This is a genomic window from Candidatus Pantoea deserta (assembly GCF_003813865.1).
In the GTDB taxonomy this organism is placed as follows: Bacteria; Pseudomonadota; Gammaproteobacteria; order Enterobacterales; family Enterobacteriaceae; genus Pantoea; species Pantoea deserta.
Window position 1 is genome coordinate 21,097 of the sequence record NZ_RMVG01000020.1, and the last position, 16,611, is coordinate 37,707.

General features: G+C 46.5%; 14 protein-coding genes and 1 pseudogene. 10 read left to right on the forward strand and 5 right to left on the reverse strand.

What is annotated here, in order from left to right; all coding sequences use genetic code 11:
• Nucleotides 1-91 precede the first annotated feature (91 nt).
• Nucleotides 92-1,477 carry an FAD-binding oxidoreductase gene (locus tag BBB56_RS19755; RefSeq protein WP_123802633.1) on the reverse strand — a complete coding sequence of 462 codons (1,386 nt, stop codon included), beginning with the start codon at nucleotides 1,475-1,477 and terminating at the stop codon, nucleotides 92-94.
• A gap of 519 nt (nucleotides 1,478-1,996) precedes the next feature.
• Between BBB56_RS19755 and BBB56_RS19760 the strand changes: the two are divergent.
• A pseudogene (locus BBB56_RS19760) lies at nucleotides 1,997-2,887 on the forward strand (transposase).
• Between the two features lie 13 nt (nucleotides 2,888-2,900).
• On the opposite strand, the gene BBB56_RS19765 reads toward BBB56_RS19760, so the two are convergent.
• Both BBB56_RS19765 and BBB56_RS19770 read right to left on the reverse strand, forming a co-directional pair.
• Entirely contained in the window at nucleotides 2,901-4,082 is a 1,182-nt protein-coding gene (locus BBB56_RS19765) for a sensor histidine kinase (RefSeq protein WP_123802634.1), read from the reverse strand.
• The gene (locus BBB56_RS19770; protein ID WP_123802635.1) at nucleotides 4,079-4,774 is read right to left on the reverse strand and encodes a response regulator transcription factor; all 696 of its coding nucleotides are present in this window, start codon (nucleotides 4,772-4,774) and stop codon (nucleotides 4,079-4,081) included. Before BBB56_RS19770 ends, BBB56_RS19765 begins: the two co-directional genes overlap by 4 nt.
• Before the next feature lie 124 nt (nucleotides 4,775-4,898).
• Between BBB56_RS19770 and BBB56_RS19775 the strand changes: the two genes are divergently transcribed.
• The 6 genes from BBB56_RS19775 to BBB56_RS19800 all read left to right on the forward strand — a co-directional run bounded on the left by BBB56_RS19775 (nucleotide 4,899) and on the right by BBB56_RS19800 (nucleotide 12,431).
• The gene (locus BBB56_RS19775) at nucleotides 4,899-5,687 is read left to right on the forward strand and encodes a MipA/OmpV family protein (RefSeq protein ID WP_123802680.1); all 789 of its coding nucleotides are present in this window, start codon (nucleotides 4,899-4,901) and stop codon (nucleotides 5,685-5,687) included.
• 149 nt (nucleotides 5,688-5,836) lie between these two features.
• Nucleotides 5,837-6,124, forward strand: a complete 288-nt coding sequence (locus BBB56_RS19780) for a hypothetical protein (protein ID WP_123802636.1) — start codon at nucleotides 5,837-5,839, stop codon at nucleotides 6,122-6,124.
• A gap of 120 nt (nucleotides 6,125-6,244) precedes the next feature.
• Complete coding sequence (locus BBB56_RS19785; protein WP_123802637.1) at nucleotides 6,245-7,384, forward strand: efflux RND transporter periplasmic adaptor subunit; 1,140 nt, start codon at nucleotides 6,245-6,247, stop codon at nucleotides 7,382-7,384.
• A gap of 12 nt (nucleotides 7,385-7,396) precedes the next feature.
• Complete coding sequence (locus BBB56_RS19790; RefSeq protein WP_123802638.1) at nucleotides 7,397-10,537, forward strand: efflux RND transporter permease subunit; 3,141 nt, start codon at nucleotides 7,397-7,399, stop codon at nucleotides 10,535-10,537.
• Nucleotide 10,538: 1 nt separating this feature from the next.
• Nucleotides 10,539-11,936, forward strand: coding sequence for an efflux transporter outer membrane subunit (locus tag BBB56_RS19795; RefSeq protein WP_123802639.1), 1,398 nt, complete (start codon nucleotides 10,539-10,541; stop codon nucleotides 11,934-11,936).
• Nucleotides 11,937-12,035: 99 nt separating this feature from the next.
• Nucleotides 12,036-12,431 (forward strand): helix-turn-helix domain-containing protein, encoded by a 396-nt coding sequence (locus tag BBB56_RS19800; protein WP_123802640.1) that lies wholly within the window; start codon nucleotides 12,036-12,038, stop codon nucleotides 12,429-12,431.
• Nucleotides 12,432-12,593: 162 nt separating this feature from the next.
• On the opposite strand, the gene BBB56_RS19805 is transcribed toward BBB56_RS19800, so the two are convergent.
• Nucleotides 12,594-13,349: a helix-turn-helix domain-containing protein gene (locus tag BBB56_RS19805; RefSeq protein ID WP_123802641.1), complete on the reverse strand. Its 756-nt coding sequence runs from the start codon at nucleotides 13,347-13,349 to the stop codon at nucleotides 12,594-12,596.
• Between the two features lie 126 nt (nucleotides 13,350-13,475).
• Here BBB56_RS19805 and BBB56_RS19810 point away from each other — a divergent pair, with 126 nt between their 5' ends.
• Complete coding sequence (locus tag BBB56_RS19810) at nucleotides 13,476-13,808, forward strand: helix-turn-helix domain-containing protein (protein WP_158673950.1); 333 nt, start codon at nucleotides 13,476-13,478, stop codon at nucleotides 13,806-13,808.
• 76 nt (nucleotides 13,809-13,884) lie between these two features.
• Here the strand turns inward: BBB56_RS19810 and BBB56_RS19815 are convergent, their stop codons facing one another.
• The gene (locus BBB56_RS19815) at nucleotides 13,885-14,580 is read right to left on the reverse strand and encodes a GntR family transcriptional regulator (protein ID WP_123802643.1); all 696 of its coding nucleotides are present in this window, start codon (nucleotides 14,578-14,580) and stop codon (nucleotides 13,885-13,887) included.
• 97 nt (nucleotides 14,581-14,677) lie between these two features.
• Here BBB56_RS19815 and BBB56_RS19820 point away from each other — a divergent pair, with 97 nt between their 5' ends.
• Together BBB56_RS19820 and BBB56_RS19825 are read left to right on the forward strand one after the other, a co-directional pair.
• Nucleotides 14,678-15,703, forward strand: a complete 1,026-nt coding sequence (locus BBB56_RS19820; protein WP_123802644.1) for an L-dopachrome tautomerase-related protein — start codon at nucleotides 14,678-14,680, stop codon at nucleotides 15,701-15,703.
• Nucleotides 15,704-15,711: 8 nt separating this feature from the next.
• Nucleotides 15,712-16,554: a fumarylacetoacetate hydrolase family protein gene (locus tag BBB56_RS19825; protein ID WP_123802645.1), complete on the forward strand. Its 843-nt coding sequence runs from the start codon at nucleotides 15,712-15,714 to the stop codon at nucleotides 16,552-16,554.
• Nucleotides 16,555-16,611: the final 57 nt, after the last annotated feature.

Sequence of the window (16,611 nt, forward strand, 5' to 3'; positions counted from 1 at the left end):
GGAAAATATGACGTTATTACGCCTGACGTTTAACATCCGCAGTATGCGTAGCGTGTTGGCTACATACTGTTGTCAGGCGCCAGACCTGGCCTCATACCGGCTTGATGTTCTGATTCATTCGGAAGAGGTTCGTCGGGTCGTACTTATTCTTGAGCCCCACCAGTCGATTCCAGGCCGCACCGTAAGCGAAGGCGATGCGGTCGGTCTCTTCCTGAGTGAGGAAGTTGATGTATGCGCCACTGCTGGCAAAGGGTTGTGATTTAGCAAAGAAGTCGCGCGCCCAGGCGATGCAATGCTCATCCTCGGCGGCTGACTCCCAGCGACCATGCACATTCATCACGTAATTGGCATCCCGGCTTGAGTAGGCCATTGCCTCAGGCGCTACCTTGGCTGTCTGACCGCCGATCGTCCCGATGAATATCTCACATTGAGGTGAAGGCAATCTGGCCGCGTATTCGATGATGGCTTCGATAACGCCGTCACTAACTTGCGAGAAGTTATGCGATTTCCAGTAGTTGCGCGCCCCTTTTGACAATAGCGGATCGAATGCCCGCTGCCAGGCGGTATAGGGCTGCACGCCGATGTGCTCGCCGATCACCGTACCGAACCCGCGCAGCGGCTCGATAAGCTTCTCTCCTTCTTCGGGATCGCCCGCATAGCACAGAGCGAGTGCGACCATCTCTTTCCCGTGAGACTCCTCGGGCAGAAAAGGTAGCGGAGGCGCCTTGCGCGTGACCATCCAGACATTGAGTTCTTCCGGCATCGTCTCGGTGAACCGGGCGAACTGCGAGATCACGGGCCTGGCCTGATCAAACGGAAAGACGATAAGCCCGCTCAGTACGTTCGGCCCGACAGGATGCAGTTGAAATTCGAAGCGGGTTATAACACCGAAGTTGCCACCGCCACCCCGCAGACCCCAAAAAAGATCCGCGTTTTCTGATTCGCTGGCGTGCAGTTGACGGCCATCCGCCGTGACGACCTCCGCCGAGAGCAGATTGTCTATGGTCATACCGTACTTCCGACTCAGCCAGCCGAACCCGCCGCCGAGCGTCAGGCCAGCCACTCCTGTGGTCGAATTAATGCCCGTGGGCGTGGCAAGGCCATGGGCTTGCACGACCTTATCAAATTCGCCAAGGGTGCAGCCTGGCTCGACGCTGGCCCTGCTGGTGCTCAAATCCACTTCTACTCTCTTCATTGGCGAGAGATCGATCATCAGGCCGTCGTCGCATACGGCATTTCCTGCGATGTTATGTCCACCCCCGCGGATCGATATAAGGAGATTTTTCGTGCGGCCAAATTCGATGGCCTGAACAACATCTTCAGGCGACGTGCAGCGGGCGATCAGCGCGGGTTTACGGTCGATCATGGCGTTCCAGACCTGACGAACCTCGTCGTAGTCAGCATCTTCTGGAAGAACAACCTCCCCCGCAAAGCGCACTTTGAACTCGTCAATATCTACCTTTAGCAACTCATTCATGATTGTCTCCTGGCTTTATGAACCCCTGTTAATTATGGCGGCTATCCCTAAAGCCTGAGGGTTTGCAGGGCATTTATTAGCGGGTTGTAAACGTTGATCACGAACATAATCAGCACTGAGCCGCTTATCAGCCTGAAGCTGAGTATCGCCTGGGGTGAGTTTAATTTTGATGATGCATGCTGGCGGCTCTGCGTGAAGCAAGCAGTAATGTGGTTTAGTCCAGGAGGAATGGCACGCAAACAGACATTTATGGGCATGAGTTCAGAACAACGTACCCGCTTTATGGAAGCCTTAAACCCGTCCCCTGGAGGAAAGCACGGGCACGCTAAAGGGCAGGTGCAGTATCAGGATCAGCTATTGAATAAAATAAACTTATTCCAGTGGCTGAGGATGCGAAATCATTGTTAATTTTTCGATTAACAATGTCTGGTTAGAGCTAAAAGCGGATGTGCCCCGTGAATCGCCACGGGTTTAACAGACACCTCAGAGTCATTTAAGATGGCTTAAAGAGAGGTGCCCATGAGCGGCAAGCGTTATCCCGAAGAGTTCAAAATTGAAGCGGTTAAACAGGTTGTTGATCGCGGCTATTCCATTTTAAGTGTCGCCACACGTCTTGATATCACCAGGCACAGCCTCTAAGCCTCGGTAAAAAGTCCGGCCCTGACTCGTCAGCCAACAAAATTCAGTCTGATGCCCAGTCTGAGATCCGCCGACTTCAGAAAGAACTGAAGCGGGTTACCGATGAAAGAGACATATTAAAAAAAGCCGCGGCGGACTTCGCAAAGCTGTCCGACTGAGGTACGTCTTTATCCGTGACAACAGCCTGTACTGGCCTGCACGTATGCTCTGCCGGGTTCTGGATGTCTATCCCGGTGGGTTTTATGCCTGGCTTCAGCAACCGCATTCACAACGAGATCAGTCAAACCAGAGGCTGACCGGGCAGATCAAACAGTTCTGGCTTGAGTCAGGCTGCATCTATGGTTATTGCAAGACCCACCTCGATCTGCGTAACACCGGGCAACAGTGCGGAGTGAACTGTGTCTGGCGGCTGATGAAGCGTGCCGGCAGAAAGGCTCAGGTCGGTTACCGAAGCCCGCGAGCACGCAAAGGTGAAGCCAGTATCGTGGCACCCAAAGTCGTTGTGATAACTGCCACGATAATGCAGTTGGAGAAAGCTTTTTTCAGCGACTAAAACGTGAACGGATAAAGAAAAAGATTTACGGAACGCGGGAAGAAGCCCGAAGCAATATTTTTTATTATATCGGAATGTTTTATATCAGTAAGCGTCAACATGGTTCGAGCGCTAAGATGCCACTGATAGAATATGAAAACCAATATTATCAGCGACTCAAAAGTGTCTGGATTATCCGTGGTGATTCATTTTTGAATAATGCTTTTACCAGAAGGTAAAAGCATTATTCTATTATTTAACTGCCTGATTAATTGGCAAGTGTATTAAAGTCAGTAATCCTTTAGCTGCAGGTAGCCTGGACGTGATTTTACCATTGTGTGCATGACATATTGCATTTGCTATAGATAAACCCAGCCCGCTACCCCCAGAATTGCGCGACCTGGAGGTATCATTTCGAGTGAAACGGTCATACATTTTCGGTAAAAAATCTGTAGGCACGCCAGGGCCGTCGTCGAGGAAGGAAATTTCTACATGGTCGTCAAATCTGGATATATGCACTTTTAGGCTACATCCTTTCCCACAATAACGAATAGCGTTTTCGAACAAAGCATTGAATACCTGACCCATCCTGAATGCATCAGCCTGAACATAGCAGGGCGATTTGCTGGTTATGCTTACCATCAGCTCAGCCGCGGCAAATTTAGGTCGTAACCACGAAACGCGCTCATCAATTAATGCTAATATATCAATTTCCTTTATTTCTAAAGCAAGGTGACCAGCGTCAGCCAATGATAAAAAATGCAGATCATCAGTAAGGCGGCTCAGATTTTTAAGCTGCAACATTACCATTGATAACTGTTTTTCATCACGTTCAAACACATTATCAAGCATACCCTTAAGCCTGCCAATGGCTGCGGTTAGAGGAGAACGTAATTCATGTGCCGCAGCTACATGAGAAGCTTTTAACTCTCGTTCGTAAATTTCAAGTTGCGCCACCATTTTGTTGAAAATCTGAGCGAACTGGATAAGTTCCTCAGGTGACCTCCTGACGAGCGCGGCTCTGGCAGTAAAGTCGCCCTTAGCAACAAGTTCGGCGATGGATTTAAGATTAGAAAATTGTTCAGATAATGGTTTAGCAGTACGAAGGCTAATTATCACTACTATAGGTATCGTGACCACAACATGCATTCCGAGCCACAAGAAATCAGGGGCTGCTATATTCGGTAGGCTTGCACGTATTCCCCATGCCGCATCCAAAATCTGATGAAGCCTGACTGGATTCGATTCAGGATTTTGCATCAAAAGGGCAAGTTCACGGCTTATCTCAGGAGAAAGATGCCGGGTTATCCAAAAATACTGTATTAGATAAGTGGCCCACATGCCAAGTGCTATAACCACTATCATGCATGCGGTTAACAAAGTAATGCGTAATGATATCCACCGCCATAGCGTTTTTTTATTTGAATTTTTCATGGCTGAATAAACCTATACCCAATTCCGCGCACATTAATCAAGATGTTTTTCATTCCCGCATTTTCAAGTTTTTTTCTTAAATTATAAATGTGTGTGTCTACCACTCTTTCCAGGGCGTAACTATCCGGGAGACATTCTTCAAGCAAATGTTGGCGTGACAGGGGACGTGTTTTTGCGCGCATAAGCAATACCAGTAAGCTAAATTCTGTCGGAGTCAAATCTATTTGGCGTGAAGAATTATCATATTGTTTAACCTTAACGGTCATATTTATTTCATCGACTTCCAAATTTTGCCAGCTCATCACATTTTTAGCCGGCTCGAATCGCTTGCTCCTACGCAGAACTGCATGAACGCGAGCCATCACTTCACTAGGGTCATAAGGCTTAACGATGTAGTCATCGGCACCATATCGTAACGCACCGATTTTGTCATGTGCATCACCCATAGCCGTGATCATAATGACGGGTGTAACCCAATTTTTACGGATTTCTGCCAGCACATCGGTTCCATTCATTCCGGGAAGCATAACGTCAAGTAGTACTAAATCAGGCTGCGATTGTTCTACCATTTTGAAACCTTCGCGGCCATCTGTTGAGAGCAAAACCTCATAGCCTTCCTTTCGGAGATAGGCTTCGAGCACATCAGCAGCATCCAAATCGTCCTCAATGATAAGAATTTTCTCTTTTGTCATTTAGTGCCTCTTGATAATAACTTGATTAATACTTGGCAATTTTTTGATTGAACTTGTCGATAGTAATGGCCGCAAAAAGACCGGAAATTCGGTCCTTCTTTTTTCTGTGGCAAAAGGTACGATTATGTCAATAAAAAAAATTACAATGTGCATGGCTTGTTTAGTAACAACAGCGATGACACTGTCTGCACAAGCGAGTGAAAGCACTAGTTCTGATCGTAGCCTGAGTGTAGGCCTTGGCGCAATCAGCGCTCCACGCTACAGCGGAGCTAAAGATCAACATACCTTTTTTGCGCCAGTTATCCATGCTCAGGATGGCAATTTCTTCGCTGATACGGTCAAAGGTCTAGGCTATCGCTTCCAAAGCGATAATGGGCTCTATTTAGAAAATACTTTAGGGATGGATTTTGGTCGTTCCGATAAAAATTCAGACTGGCGTGAAGGTTCTGACAAACTAAAAGGTATGGGGACAATCAAATCAACGCTGAATACTGGGGTTACTGCTGGTTGGGCCCTTTCTTCCTGGCTGGTTTTAGAGGGGAAAGCAACTATGCCGCTGACAGACAGTCAGGGTAACCGCTACCGGACAACTGTAACTCTAATTCCATTTCAGGATGAGAGTGATGTAGTAACTTTTCAGGGCAGCACCTTATTTGGTGATGCGCGTTATATGAACACGTATTATGGTGTAAGCGAGAAGCAAAGCGCACACTCAGGCTATGCGCGTTATAATGCGGCTGGTGGTTATTATGGCTACGATCTTGGAATGACCTGGAGTCATCAGTTCACCCCACACTGGGGGGCTTGGGCAAGCGTTGATTATACTCGTCTCGACAAACATGCGTCTGACAGTCCGATCGTGAAGAAAAATGGTGGCACTTACGGTACGCTTGCAGTGACTTATTTGTTCTGACTTTTATGAAAGATGTGTATTGCTCAAGCTGAGCAATATAAAAGGCTAGTGAAAATTTTATAGCTATAGCTAGCCTTTTATTTCATGACAAAAAAATTACCGAAACTTTATCGTCACGTCATGCGAGTAGGATTTTATGGTGAGGCAATATGGCATTCGTCAGAGTGATTGTTTTTTTAGGGGTGACATCTTTGCTACTTTGTGGGAAAAATGCGTCTGCCGGGCTGAATTATTCATACAATATCTCAGTTATTTCCATCTCAGCTAAAGGTAAGGAGTCACTCCCAAAGGCAAATTCTATTTATAATGATAATGCCTCGGATTCATGGCGCCAACAGGCCTTGTATCAGCGAGAACCGTTTCCACATGGAAACAAAGGCTGGCGATTTCTCGTCATTCCCGCGCCTTTTAAAAAAATCAACAAAAATCCTCCTTAGAAAGCTAAACGCTTTACCATAAAAATTATTTATTTATCTCTGAGGATTGGCAGTGTTGCATCATATATTATATAGAAAACACTTCTTCCAGACTAACTTAAATTTTTGCCAGAGTTCATTATGAAAACAAAATTTTCTCTTTTATGCCTTTGCGTGTTGTTGAGTGGTTGTGATCACAAGGAATCAGATGCTCAATCTTCCCAGCCTAATGCAAAAGTAGATGTAGTGACGATAAAAACCCATTCTGTAAACATGTTTTCGGACCTGCCGGGTCGCACAGTAGCGGTCAGGACTGCAGAAGTCAGACCTCAAGTTAGTGGGATTATTTTGAAACGTTACTTCGATGAAGGTTCAGAAGTAAAAGAGGGGCAGCAGCTCTATCAGATCGATGACTCAAGTTATGCTTCTGCGGTGGAAAAGGCGAAAGCACAATACATAAATGCTAAAAATGAACTCGCGCGCGATCAGCAATTAATCAAAGCGGATGCAGTCAGTAAGCAGGTACTGGATAATGCAACGTCAACGTTTTTGCAAGCCAAGGCGGACTTAAGATCAGCAGAGGTCAACCTTAACTATACTCGCGTTCGTGCGCCTATTAGTGGAAGAATCGGTCGCTCAAGCGTAACCGAAGGTGCGTTAGTATCCGCCGAGCAGAGTAATGCGTTATCCACGATTACTCAGACCGATCCTATCTATGTTGACGTTAACGAGCCTTATAACGAACTACTGCGATTGCGTAGCGCAGTTTCAAGTGGAAAAGTGCGCACTCCTTCATCACACGAAGCCGCAGTCCAGCTTATCCTTGATAACGGAACGGCATATCCCCTTCAGGGAACTCTTGAATTTTCAGAGGTTCGGGTTGATGAGGGTACTGGAAGCGTTCTACTGCGGGCGCGCTTTCCTAATCCGAAAGGGGAGTTATTACCAGGAATGTTTGTGCATACCCGTTTTAGCCAGGGAGTTGATGAAAACGGAATAACCGTACCGCAGCAATCTATTCTGCGCGATAACAAGGGCGCGCCTTATGTGCTGACGGTGGATGCGAACAACAAAGTCCAGGAGCGTCAGGTAACGACGGGACAAATGAACAATGGACAGTGGCAGATTTTGTCCGGTTTGAAAGCCGGCGAGCGAGTCATGGTTAATGGTATGCAAAATACCGCTCCGGGTGCAGCGGTAGATGTGACCGAGGCTAAACAACCAGCTGCAGCGACACAGCCCTCTATTTCCCTTTCTATGACTGACCCATCGGCGCAGTAAGCAGGAAACGTTATGTCTAAATTTTTTATTGAACGCCCCGTTCTGGCATGGGTCGTTGCGATCATTATGATGCTCGCTGGACTGATGTCGATCAAAAATTTGTCCGTCAATCAGTATCCGAATATTGCTCCACCTGCGGTCTCTGTCGACTTCACTTATCCTGGCGCAAGTGCCGACACCGTACAGCAGACAGCGGTTCAGGTTATAGAACAGCAGCTGACAGGAATTGACCACCTGCGCTACGTTGAATCAAATAGCAGTAGTGATGGCAGCGCCTCTATTATTGCTACCTTTGATCAAGGGACCGATCCTGATATTGCTCAGGTACAGGTTCAAAATAAAGTATCGGTAGCCGAAGCGTCTTTACCCTCTGAAGTGACGCAACAGGGAATTACTGTAGAAAAATATCAGGCCAATTTTATGCTGGTAGTGGGTCTGGTATCTAAAAACGGCAAACTGAGTGACGCCGATCTGAGTGATATAATGGTATCACGTCTTCAGGATTCCATTGCTCGTACTCAAGGCGTTGGTCAGGTCATGGTATTTGGGGCGCAATATGCGATGCATATTTGGCTGGATCCGGCGAAGCTTTATAAGTTCAATCTTATGCCAAGTGATGTCAGCACAGCGATTCAGAACCAGAACGTCCAGGTTTCATCAGGTAAAGTAGGCGGATTACCTGCTCTACCCGGCACTCAAATCAGCGCCTCTATCGAAGGCAAAACTCGTTTCACAACAGCAGAACAGTTTAAAAATGTCCTGCTAAAAGTGAATGCTGATGGTTCACAAGTGCGTTTACGAGATGTTGGTAATGTAGATGTAGGTCCCTCTGACTACAGCATTTCATCAACTTACAATAACCGACCTTCAGTAGGTATTGCTTTGCGTCTTGCAACTGGCGCAAATGTCCTCGATACCGTGAAAGCGGTTAATGCTACGATTAATCGTTTGAAAAGCTCATTACCTGAGGGCGTTGAAGTTATCGAACCATACGATACCTCCCCGGTAGTGAGTGCCTCAATTCATGAGGTAGTTAAAACGCTGGGAGAGGCAATTGTCCTGGTGTTTTTCGTAATGCTGTTGTTCTTACAGAACCTGCGTGCCACGCTTATTACTACGTTAGTCGTGCCAGTTGTGCTGCTGGGCACATTTGGCATCCTTTATGCCTGCGGTTACACCATCAATACTCTGACTATGTTCGGAATGGTACTGGCGATAGGTTTGTTGGTTGACGATGCTATTGTTGTTGTCGAAAACGTTGAAAGGGTAATGGAGGAAGACGGTCTTTCACCGAAAGAGGCGACTATCCAGTCGATGAAACAGGTGCAGGGTGCTTTGTTCGGAATCGCCATGGTGTTATCAGCCGTATTATTACCGATGGCGTTTTTTGGAGGATCGACAGGTATCATTTACCGCCAGTTTTCGATCACCATCGTATCCGCAATGGCACTGTCGGTACTGGTGGCCTTATTCTTTACACCCGCACTATGCGCAACGCTGCTAAAACCTATTGATCACTCCAGAAAAGAACGTGGTTTTGCGGGATGGTTTAATCAGAAATTTACCGCCGGAACGACTCGCTATACCCATAGTGTTCGCCATGTAATTAACCGTCGAGGCCTTTTCTTCATTGTTTATTTAGGCTTTGTCGCCGTGACTGGCTATATGTTCACTCAATTGCCTTCAACGCTCCTGCCCGATGAAGATCAGGGTGTATTAATGGTGCAAATCTCCTTACCGCAAAACGCTTCCGCAGAACGTACGCAGCAGGTTATCCATGATGTCACTAACTGGTTCCTGAAAAATGAGAAAGAATCAGTTAATTCTGTTTTTGCCGTTAATGGTTTCAGCTTTTCTGGTCGTGGTCAGAACAGTGCATTAGCTTTTGTAAGCCTTAAGCCTTGGGATAAACGTCAGAAAGCGGATCAAAAAGTTTCAGCGATGGCCGGGCGTGCGATGGAACATTTCGCTAACCTCAACAATGCCAGCGTGATGGTCTTGGTGCCGCCAGCTGTTATGGAATTGGGTAATAGCACTGGCTTTGATATGTATCTTGAAGATCAGAATCAGCAAGGGCATGAAGCGTTAATGAATGCAGTTGGACAGTTTGTCACGCTAGCTAATCAGGATAAGCGTCTTACTGGGGTATATCTGAACGGTATGCCTGATGAAGCTATTTATAAGCTTTCTATTGACGAAGAAAAGGCCAATGCTCTGGGTGTGAGTAGTAGCGATATTGATAACATGCTTTCAGCCGCGTGGGGCTCAAGTTATGTCAATCAATTTCTGTTTAATGGTCGGGTTAAAGATGTATACATTCAGGGCCGGGCGAGCTCGCGCCAGAATCCCGAAGATTTAAATAAATGGTATGTACGTAATAACCAAAATCAGATGGTGCCTTTTTCCGCCTTTGGTCATGGTGAGTGGACCATGGGTTCTCCACGTTACGATCGCTTTAACGGCGTGGCTGCGGCTAATATTCAGGGTTCGCCTGCAGCGGGTTACAGTAGTAGCGATGCAACTCAGGCTGTCAGCGAAATTGCGCAAAAACTACCGCCAGGGTTCAAAGTTGCATGGCACGGACTCTCCTATGAAGAACAGACGTCTGGTTCACAAACGACCATGCTCTATTCGCTTTCAGCACTTATAGTCTTTCTGTGTCTGGCTGCACTCTATGAGAGTTGGTCTGTGCCCTTTGCCGTCATCTTGATTGTTCCTCTTGGGATCATGGGAACTATCGGAGCCGTATTGCTACGGGGGTTACAGAACGATGTATTTTTCCAGGTTGGTCTATTAACCACAGTCGGACTGGCCGCGAAGAACGCCATTCTGATTGTTGAGTTTGCGAAGGAATTACATGAGCAAGAAGGGAAAGATATTATTACGGCCTCAATTGAAGCGGCAAAGCTAAGGTTACGCCCGATCATCATGACTTCTATGGCATTCATCTTAGGTGTTTTCCCTCTGATGATTTCAAATGGCGCAGGTGCGGGCAGCCAGCATTCCATAGGCACTGCAGTAACAGGCGGTATGTTAACAGCTACCTTCTTAGCCATCTTCTTTGTTCCGATGTTTTATGTACTTGTCATGAAACTAGCCGCGAGATTCAGTAAAAGCCCCCTTCGCGATAAAACTAAAGTCAGAGATTTTTGATATGACGAATATTAAAAGTGTTATTACGTTAATTTCTGTTTGCGTATTAAGCGGGTGTAATCTGGCCCCGCACTATCAGCGTCCTGCTCTACCGATTAAAACAAGCTGGAAAAACGGCTCTGCCACCGGGGAAACAGCTGCTGAAATGCAATGGTCGAAATTTTTTACAGACGCTGATATGAAACAGCTAGTGTCTCTTGCGATAGCTAACAATCGTGATGTACGTGTCGCGGCACTTAATGTAGAACTGGCGCAGGATAAACTGGGGATCAGCAGAGCCGATCTGTATCCGTCCATTTCAGCTTCTTTGACAAAAACTGCTGCACACTTGCCGGGCGGTCTTTATTCGACAGCAACGACTGGTCCGGTGACCTACCAGCAGTACGAGGGTAACCTGGCTACGGCGTCATGGGAGCTGGACTTCTTTGGTCGGTTGCGGAACCTGAATGAAGAAGCTAAAGAAAGCTACCTCTCCACTGCATCCACGCAGCAGGCTGTTATGTTGGGGATGGTGGCTGACGTTGCTCAAGCATATGTCACCCTCAGTATGGATAAGGACTTGCAGAAGGTTGCTACTTTAACCGCTTTGAATCAGCAACATGCTGTCAGTATGATCCAGGCTCAATTGAAGGCAGGGGTAGCGAATGAGCAAGATTTGCTTCAGGCTCAAACGGCTTTACATACTGCTCAGGCAGACCAGGAAAAATATGCGCGTCAGGTCAGTGAAGACATCTCAACGCTAGAGTTGTTGATAGGTTGTGCCGTACCTGACCCTATTGTACATCGTGCAACATTGAATAAGGCATGGGCATTTCCTGCACTTAGATCTGGACTTGAGTCAACGGTTCTGACCCGTCGTCCGGACATCATGGCGGCTGAGCATACCTTAAAAAGTGCCAATGCTGATATAGGCGTTGCCCGTGCGGCCTTCTTCCCCAGTATCAGCCTGACAGCGTCAGGAGGTTCAATGTCTGCAGGGTTAAGCGATCTTTTTAAAGGTGGAACGGCAGCATGGACTTTTTCGCCGTCTGTCAATCTACCCATCTTTGCTGGAGGTAGAAACCTGGCACAATTGAAAGAATCAGAAACGTCGAAAAAAATTGCGGTAGCCAATTATGAAAAAGCTATTCAGAAAGCCTTTAAAGAAGTTTCAGATGCGCTAGATGCGAAACAGACGTACAATAATGAAGCGGCTATAAGAAAAATTGATCTTCAGACTAATCAGCGTTATTTTTCCATCTCCCAGCTTCGTTACCAACAAGGAATGGATAATTATTTAAATGTGTTAACAGCACAACGATCTTATTATTCATCTGAACAGGCCTATCTTACCACTTACGCATCTGCTATTGAGAAAAATATCACACTGTATAAAGTATTAGGCGGTGGATGGCAATGATGCCCATGCCCCTGGGAGCAGGGGCATACAATACCTTATGTGATTCCATTAGAGTATCGTTATGGAACTATTATATGCTTTTTGTAAGTAGGATAGTTTATGTCTAATCGAATTAATCACGAAAATACTATCGAAAGAGTGATCGCGTGGATTGAGGAGAATCTTTACCGACCTTTAACTATAGAGAATGTTGCATATAGAAGTGGTTATTCCAGGCGACATATTCAATATTTATTTAAGAAAAAAACAGGGATGAGTCTCGGCTCTTACATAAGGGAAAGGCGATTAGTACGGGCTGCTGATGCATTAAGGTGTACGAGCAAAAAAATATTGCACGTTGCGCTTGAGCATGGATTTGATAGTCATCAGACTTTTACTTCTGCATTCACGCAGCGTTTTGGAAAACCGCCCGGTAAGTGGAGAGAGGACTATATGTCCTCCCAGTCTGCTTATCGGCTCATCCTGTTTTTGAGAAAGCCGAAAGCGCCAGCTTAGGGCACCTGAACATGACTGGCATAGTAAAGCTATATGGTGATTACCTTAATTTTTGACAAATATTAAGACCTTATACCCGGCTTTTTCGAAAGAGCATGGATGACAAGGCTGAGTTCTATATGAAGTGATAAATCTTGGCCACAGCTAACCAGATAGATATTTTCATCTCTGGCACTCGGCCCGGTGAATTTGGCTGGTATAAGCTCGGGGCGATTGTCCAGTAACCCGGCTAAAAGCAACAGAAAAGCTCCCTGCTGACTGATATCCAACTGCCAGCGCCACGGCTAATACGGATTCTCCGGCCAGCAGTCTTTCTATACCGATAACAACACGTAAGCGTTCGCGCCACTGTGTAAAGGTCAAACCGGTTTCTTTTTCAAATAACCGGATAAGCGTGCGCTGACTGCTGAATACCTGACTGGCTAACTGTTCAAGTGTATCCGGTATCGCAGGATCATTTCGTAAGAAGGCGATAACCTGCCGCAGGCGTTTATCGCGTCCTTCAGGAATATACAGCTCTACCGCTCGGGTTGAACGCGTGAGCTGACGCATAAGAAGCTGTGTCACCAGATGCAACTCTTCATGGTTCGCTTGTTCTCCTACCAAACAGCACGCCTCATGCGCTAACTCCCTTAGCAAACCGGTCACCGAAATTTGTGTCAGACAATCGGGAACAAGTACAGGATTCTGTGCAGTATCAATATGTATAGTGATGATTTCTGAAGATTCTGTATAACATGCCTGATGTAACAACCCGGCGGGGGTCCATACCGCCGAGAGCGGAGTGGCAAGCCACCACCCATCTTGACTGGTAAGACGTGCAGACCCGCGAAGTGCCAGAGTTAATTGCCCTTGCTCATGCCTGTGTTCTGGCACTTCATCACCCGCTGTAAAATGTAGTCGTTTAGCTGTTAGCATAGTGGGTTACCTCAGCAAAAACGGCACCGTTGCGTAAAATGTTGTCACTTACGCATAAGAACAGGCGCGCTGTTTGGAGAATAATAAATGGCATAATTTATCTGCAACAATTAATGAAAAATGAACTTGCAAAAACGCATTATTGAGGATCTGATTACATGGATTGACCAGAATCTGGATCGGAAAATCTGTCTTGAAGAAATTGCCCATCGGGTTGGTTATTCTCGCTGGCATTTACATCGTGTATTCAAGGCTTACACGCGGCAAAATCTGGGCAGCTACATACGTAACCGCCGCCTCGAAGCGGCGAAGAAAGATCTGATAGCTAAAAATGAGCCTATACTGGATGTTTGCGTTAAGTATGGCTTTGAATCACAACAAGAATTTACCCGAGCGTTCTCCCGTCGATACAGCATGCCACCTGGCGCATATCGAAAGCAATTTCGCTTATCCGCGTAGAGCGTGACTAAACTTTTAGCACAGACTGACATCATCATTGCGTTACATCACAGCCAGTTATTTTGCGCATGATGGCTTACACAGAGCGTGCTTTAAGCGTACCGCTTACATCAAAAAGGTGAATCAGCGTATCGGTAGTGAGTTGAATGTGTGCCCGCATCAACTCGCTTATTCGTTTCGCATTATGATCCAGTGCCGCGTCCATTAGTGCTTTATGTTCGGCATGCAGGTCTCTTTTCCCTGCCGTAAGATTAACAGACAACACCCGATAACGTTCATTCTGCTCAAACAGCATTCTTTGCAATTTGAGTAACCACTTATTAGGACACGCAGCGGTCAAAGCGTTATGAAAGCGGTTGTGTCTGATATTCCACTCTTCAGTTCCTGCATGATCGTGTTCATCGCTTCCGTAACGATTGAGCAGATGAAATGCCGCGATAATTTCGCCCTCCCAGGCTTCATCTCCATGTATGACTGACTCACTCAGGCAGGTACATTCAATCATGATGCGCGTAGCTGTCAGATCCAGCAAATCCTGTAAAGAAACGGGCGTAACTCTAAATCCCTTCTGCGGTTCTGCAATAACCAAATTCTCAGCGGTCAGCCGAGAAAGTGCTTCACGAATGGCGCCGACATTAGTGTTAAGTTCTTCCGCCAGTTCTTTAGTGTTAACCCGCGTGCCTGGCATAAGCTGACAACTCAGCAGCGCATGGCGCAGCTTTGAATAGGTGGTTTGCGTCAAGCTGTCTTTAAGTGCGGTAAGTGCTTTCATAACGTTTACAGGCCCAGGAAAATAGATTTTGTGGTGAAAAATAGATTTTACAGTTAAAATCTATTTTAGCTTATACAATCATCTTTAGGAATACATTATGGCTGTGCAACTAAGGCAGGTTTCAACGTCTGAGACGTATTTGTGGAATGGGGTGGTTAGCACGCCCGACGGACGCATTTTTGCCAGTATGCCCGGATGGATGGGACCAACGCCAGGTGTGGTAGAAATCAACACTGATGGTAGCTGGCAGCCCTTTCCAGATAACGAATGGAACCGCTGGGATGGCAAAAACCATCCTCTCAACCATTTCGTTGATGTGAACAGTATTTTTTATGACGGAAAGGGGAGTCTTTGGGTTCTGGATGCGGCTGCGCCTTATTTCAGCTCTGCCATAGAAGGAGCAGTAAAACTCGTTCAGCTTGATATTGAAACGGGTAAGACACTCCGTAAGTTTGTTTTTGACAGTAAAGACGCGCATGCCGGCACCCGCCTGGCACACATACGCTTCTGGGAACATTACGCCATTATGGCAGAATCGCGCGAGGGATCTTTTTATATTATAAACCTGCGTGATAATACCTATCGACGTATCCTTGCTGGACATGAGCTGATGCGCTGTCGGCCTGATGATGTGCCGGTTATTGAAGGGCGGAAAGTGCATTTGCTCAACGGGCAGCCTATGTATATTCATAATGATTTACTTGAAATCCACGCCGATAACCGCACGCTACTTTTCATGTGTTTGTTTGGATCCCGTATCTTTCAGATTGATCTTGACATCATTACCGATTTCTCCCTGAGTGAGGAGGAAATATCCCGACATGTGACGGTTTTCCGGGAAGTCAGTACGTGGATTGCTGGCATGTGTCGTGATAAAAGAGGGAATATTTATCTGACCGACGCAGAAAACAACGGTATCTCTGTGATGACCCCAGAGGGAAACATCACGCCTGTTGTGCGGGATGAACGTATCATCTGGCCTATTGCCCCTTCAGTCGGTCCGGATAATTGTGTCTATTTTCCTGTTTCTCAACTTAACCGTATTCCTATGTTCTCGGGCGGCGAAGACAACGTGGCTCGTCCCTGGGTTATCTATAGCTATCCTCTTGAAATGAATATCTGAGGTCTTAAATGAAAATTTGCCGTTATGGCCCAGTGGGTCATGAAAAGCCTGGTATTATTGACGACAATAATCAGCTGCGTGATTTGTCAGACGTTGTCAGCGATATTACGCCTGAAACGCTCGCAGTAGTGCTAGCGATGCGAGGCGAGGAAGCGAAGCTGGCTTCCTTGCCTGTAGTTGAAAGCAAGCCCCGCTTCGGTACACCAATAAATACCGTTTCCAAATTTGTGGCAATTGGTTTGAATTACCTTGACCATGCCAAAGAAGCCGAATTGCCGGTCCCTGACGAGCCGGTTATCTTTTTTAAAGCACCGAGTTCCCTCTCTGGTGCAAATGATGACATCATCGTCCCTCCGCATTCTACAAAACTTGACTGGGAAGCAGAGCTAGGCATTGTAATTGGTCACAAAGCGAAGCAAGTCAGTCGTGAAGAAGCCCTTGAATATGTAGCGGGTTACTGCATCGTTAATGATGTATCCGATCGCGGATTCCAGTTTCAGTCCTCACAATGGGATAAGGCAAAGAGCTGCGACACTTTTGGTCCGATTGGCCCCTATATTGTGACCAAAGATGAAATCCCTGATCCGCAATCGCTTGAGATTTGGCTTGAAGTTAATGGTCAAATACGTCAAAACAGCCATACGTCGCAGATGATATTTTCCGTAGCAGATATCGTCTCCTATGTAAGTCATTACATGACTCTTCTGCCAGGAGATTTGATTGCAACAGGTACGCCTGCTGGCGTAGGTTTGGGCTTTAAGCCTGAGCCAGTATGGTTACAGCCAGGCGATCGTATACTCATACATATCGAAAAACTGGGTTATCAAAACCAGCGTGTAATTGCTCAGTAACGTAGACCTTATTCATTTAACAGGCCGATATTTTTGTCGGCCTGATTGGGGCGTCAG

Excerpts from the sequence above, each read along its gene's own strand:
- BBB56_RS19755 (WP_123802633.1), bottom strand. The coding sequence starts at position 1,477 with ATGAATGAGTTGCTAAAGGTAGATATTGACGAGTTCAAAGTGCGCTTT.
- BBB56_RS19765 (WP_123802634.1), bottom strand. The coding sequence starts at position 4,082 with ATGAAAAATTCAAATAAAAAAACGCTATGGCGGTGGATATCATTACGC.
- BBB56_RS19770 (WP_123802635.1), bottom strand. The coding sequence starts at position 4,774 with ATGACAAAAGAGAAAATTCTTATCATTGAGGACGATTTGGATGCTGCT.
- BBB56_RS19775 (WP_123802680.1), top strand. The coding sequence starts at position 4,899 with ATGTCAATAAAAAAAATTACAATGTGCATGGCTTGTTTAGTAACAACA.
- BBB56_RS19780 (WP_123802636.1), top strand. The coding sequence starts at position 5,837 with ATGGCATTCGTCAGAGTGATTGTTTTTTTAGGGGTGACATCTTTGCTA.
- BBB56_RS19785 (WP_123802637.1), top strand. The coding sequence starts at position 6,245 with ATGAAAACAAAATTTTCTCTTTTATGCCTTTGCGTGTTGTTGAGTGGT.
- BBB56_RS19790 (WP_123802638.1), top strand. The coding sequence starts at position 7,397 with ATGTCTAAATTTTTTATTGAACGCCCCGTTCTGGCATGGGTCGTTGCG.
- BBB56_RS19795 (WP_123802639.1), top strand. The coding sequence starts at position 10,539 with ATGACGAATATTAAAAGTGTTATTACGTTAATTTCTGTTTGCGTATTA.
- BBB56_RS19800 (WP_123802640.1), top strand. The coding sequence starts at position 12,036 with ATGTCTAATCGAATTAATCACGAAAATACTATCGAAAGAGTGATCGCG.
- BBB56_RS19805 (WP_123802641.1), bottom strand. The coding sequence starts at position 13,349 with ATGCTAACAGCTAAACGACTACATTTTACAGCGGGTGATGAAGTGCCA.
- BBB56_RS19815 (WP_123802643.1), bottom strand. The coding sequence starts at position 14,580 with ATGAAAGCACTTACCGCACTTAAAGACAGCTTGACGCAAACCACCTAT.
- BBB56_RS19820 (WP_123802644.1), top strand. The coding sequence starts at position 14,678 with ATGGCTGTGCAACTAAGGCAGGTTTCAACGTCTGAGACGTATTTGTGG.
- BBB56_RS19825 (WP_123802645.1), top strand. The coding sequence starts at position 15,712 with ATGAAAATTTGCCGTTATGGCCCAGTGGGTCATGAAAAGCCTGGTATT.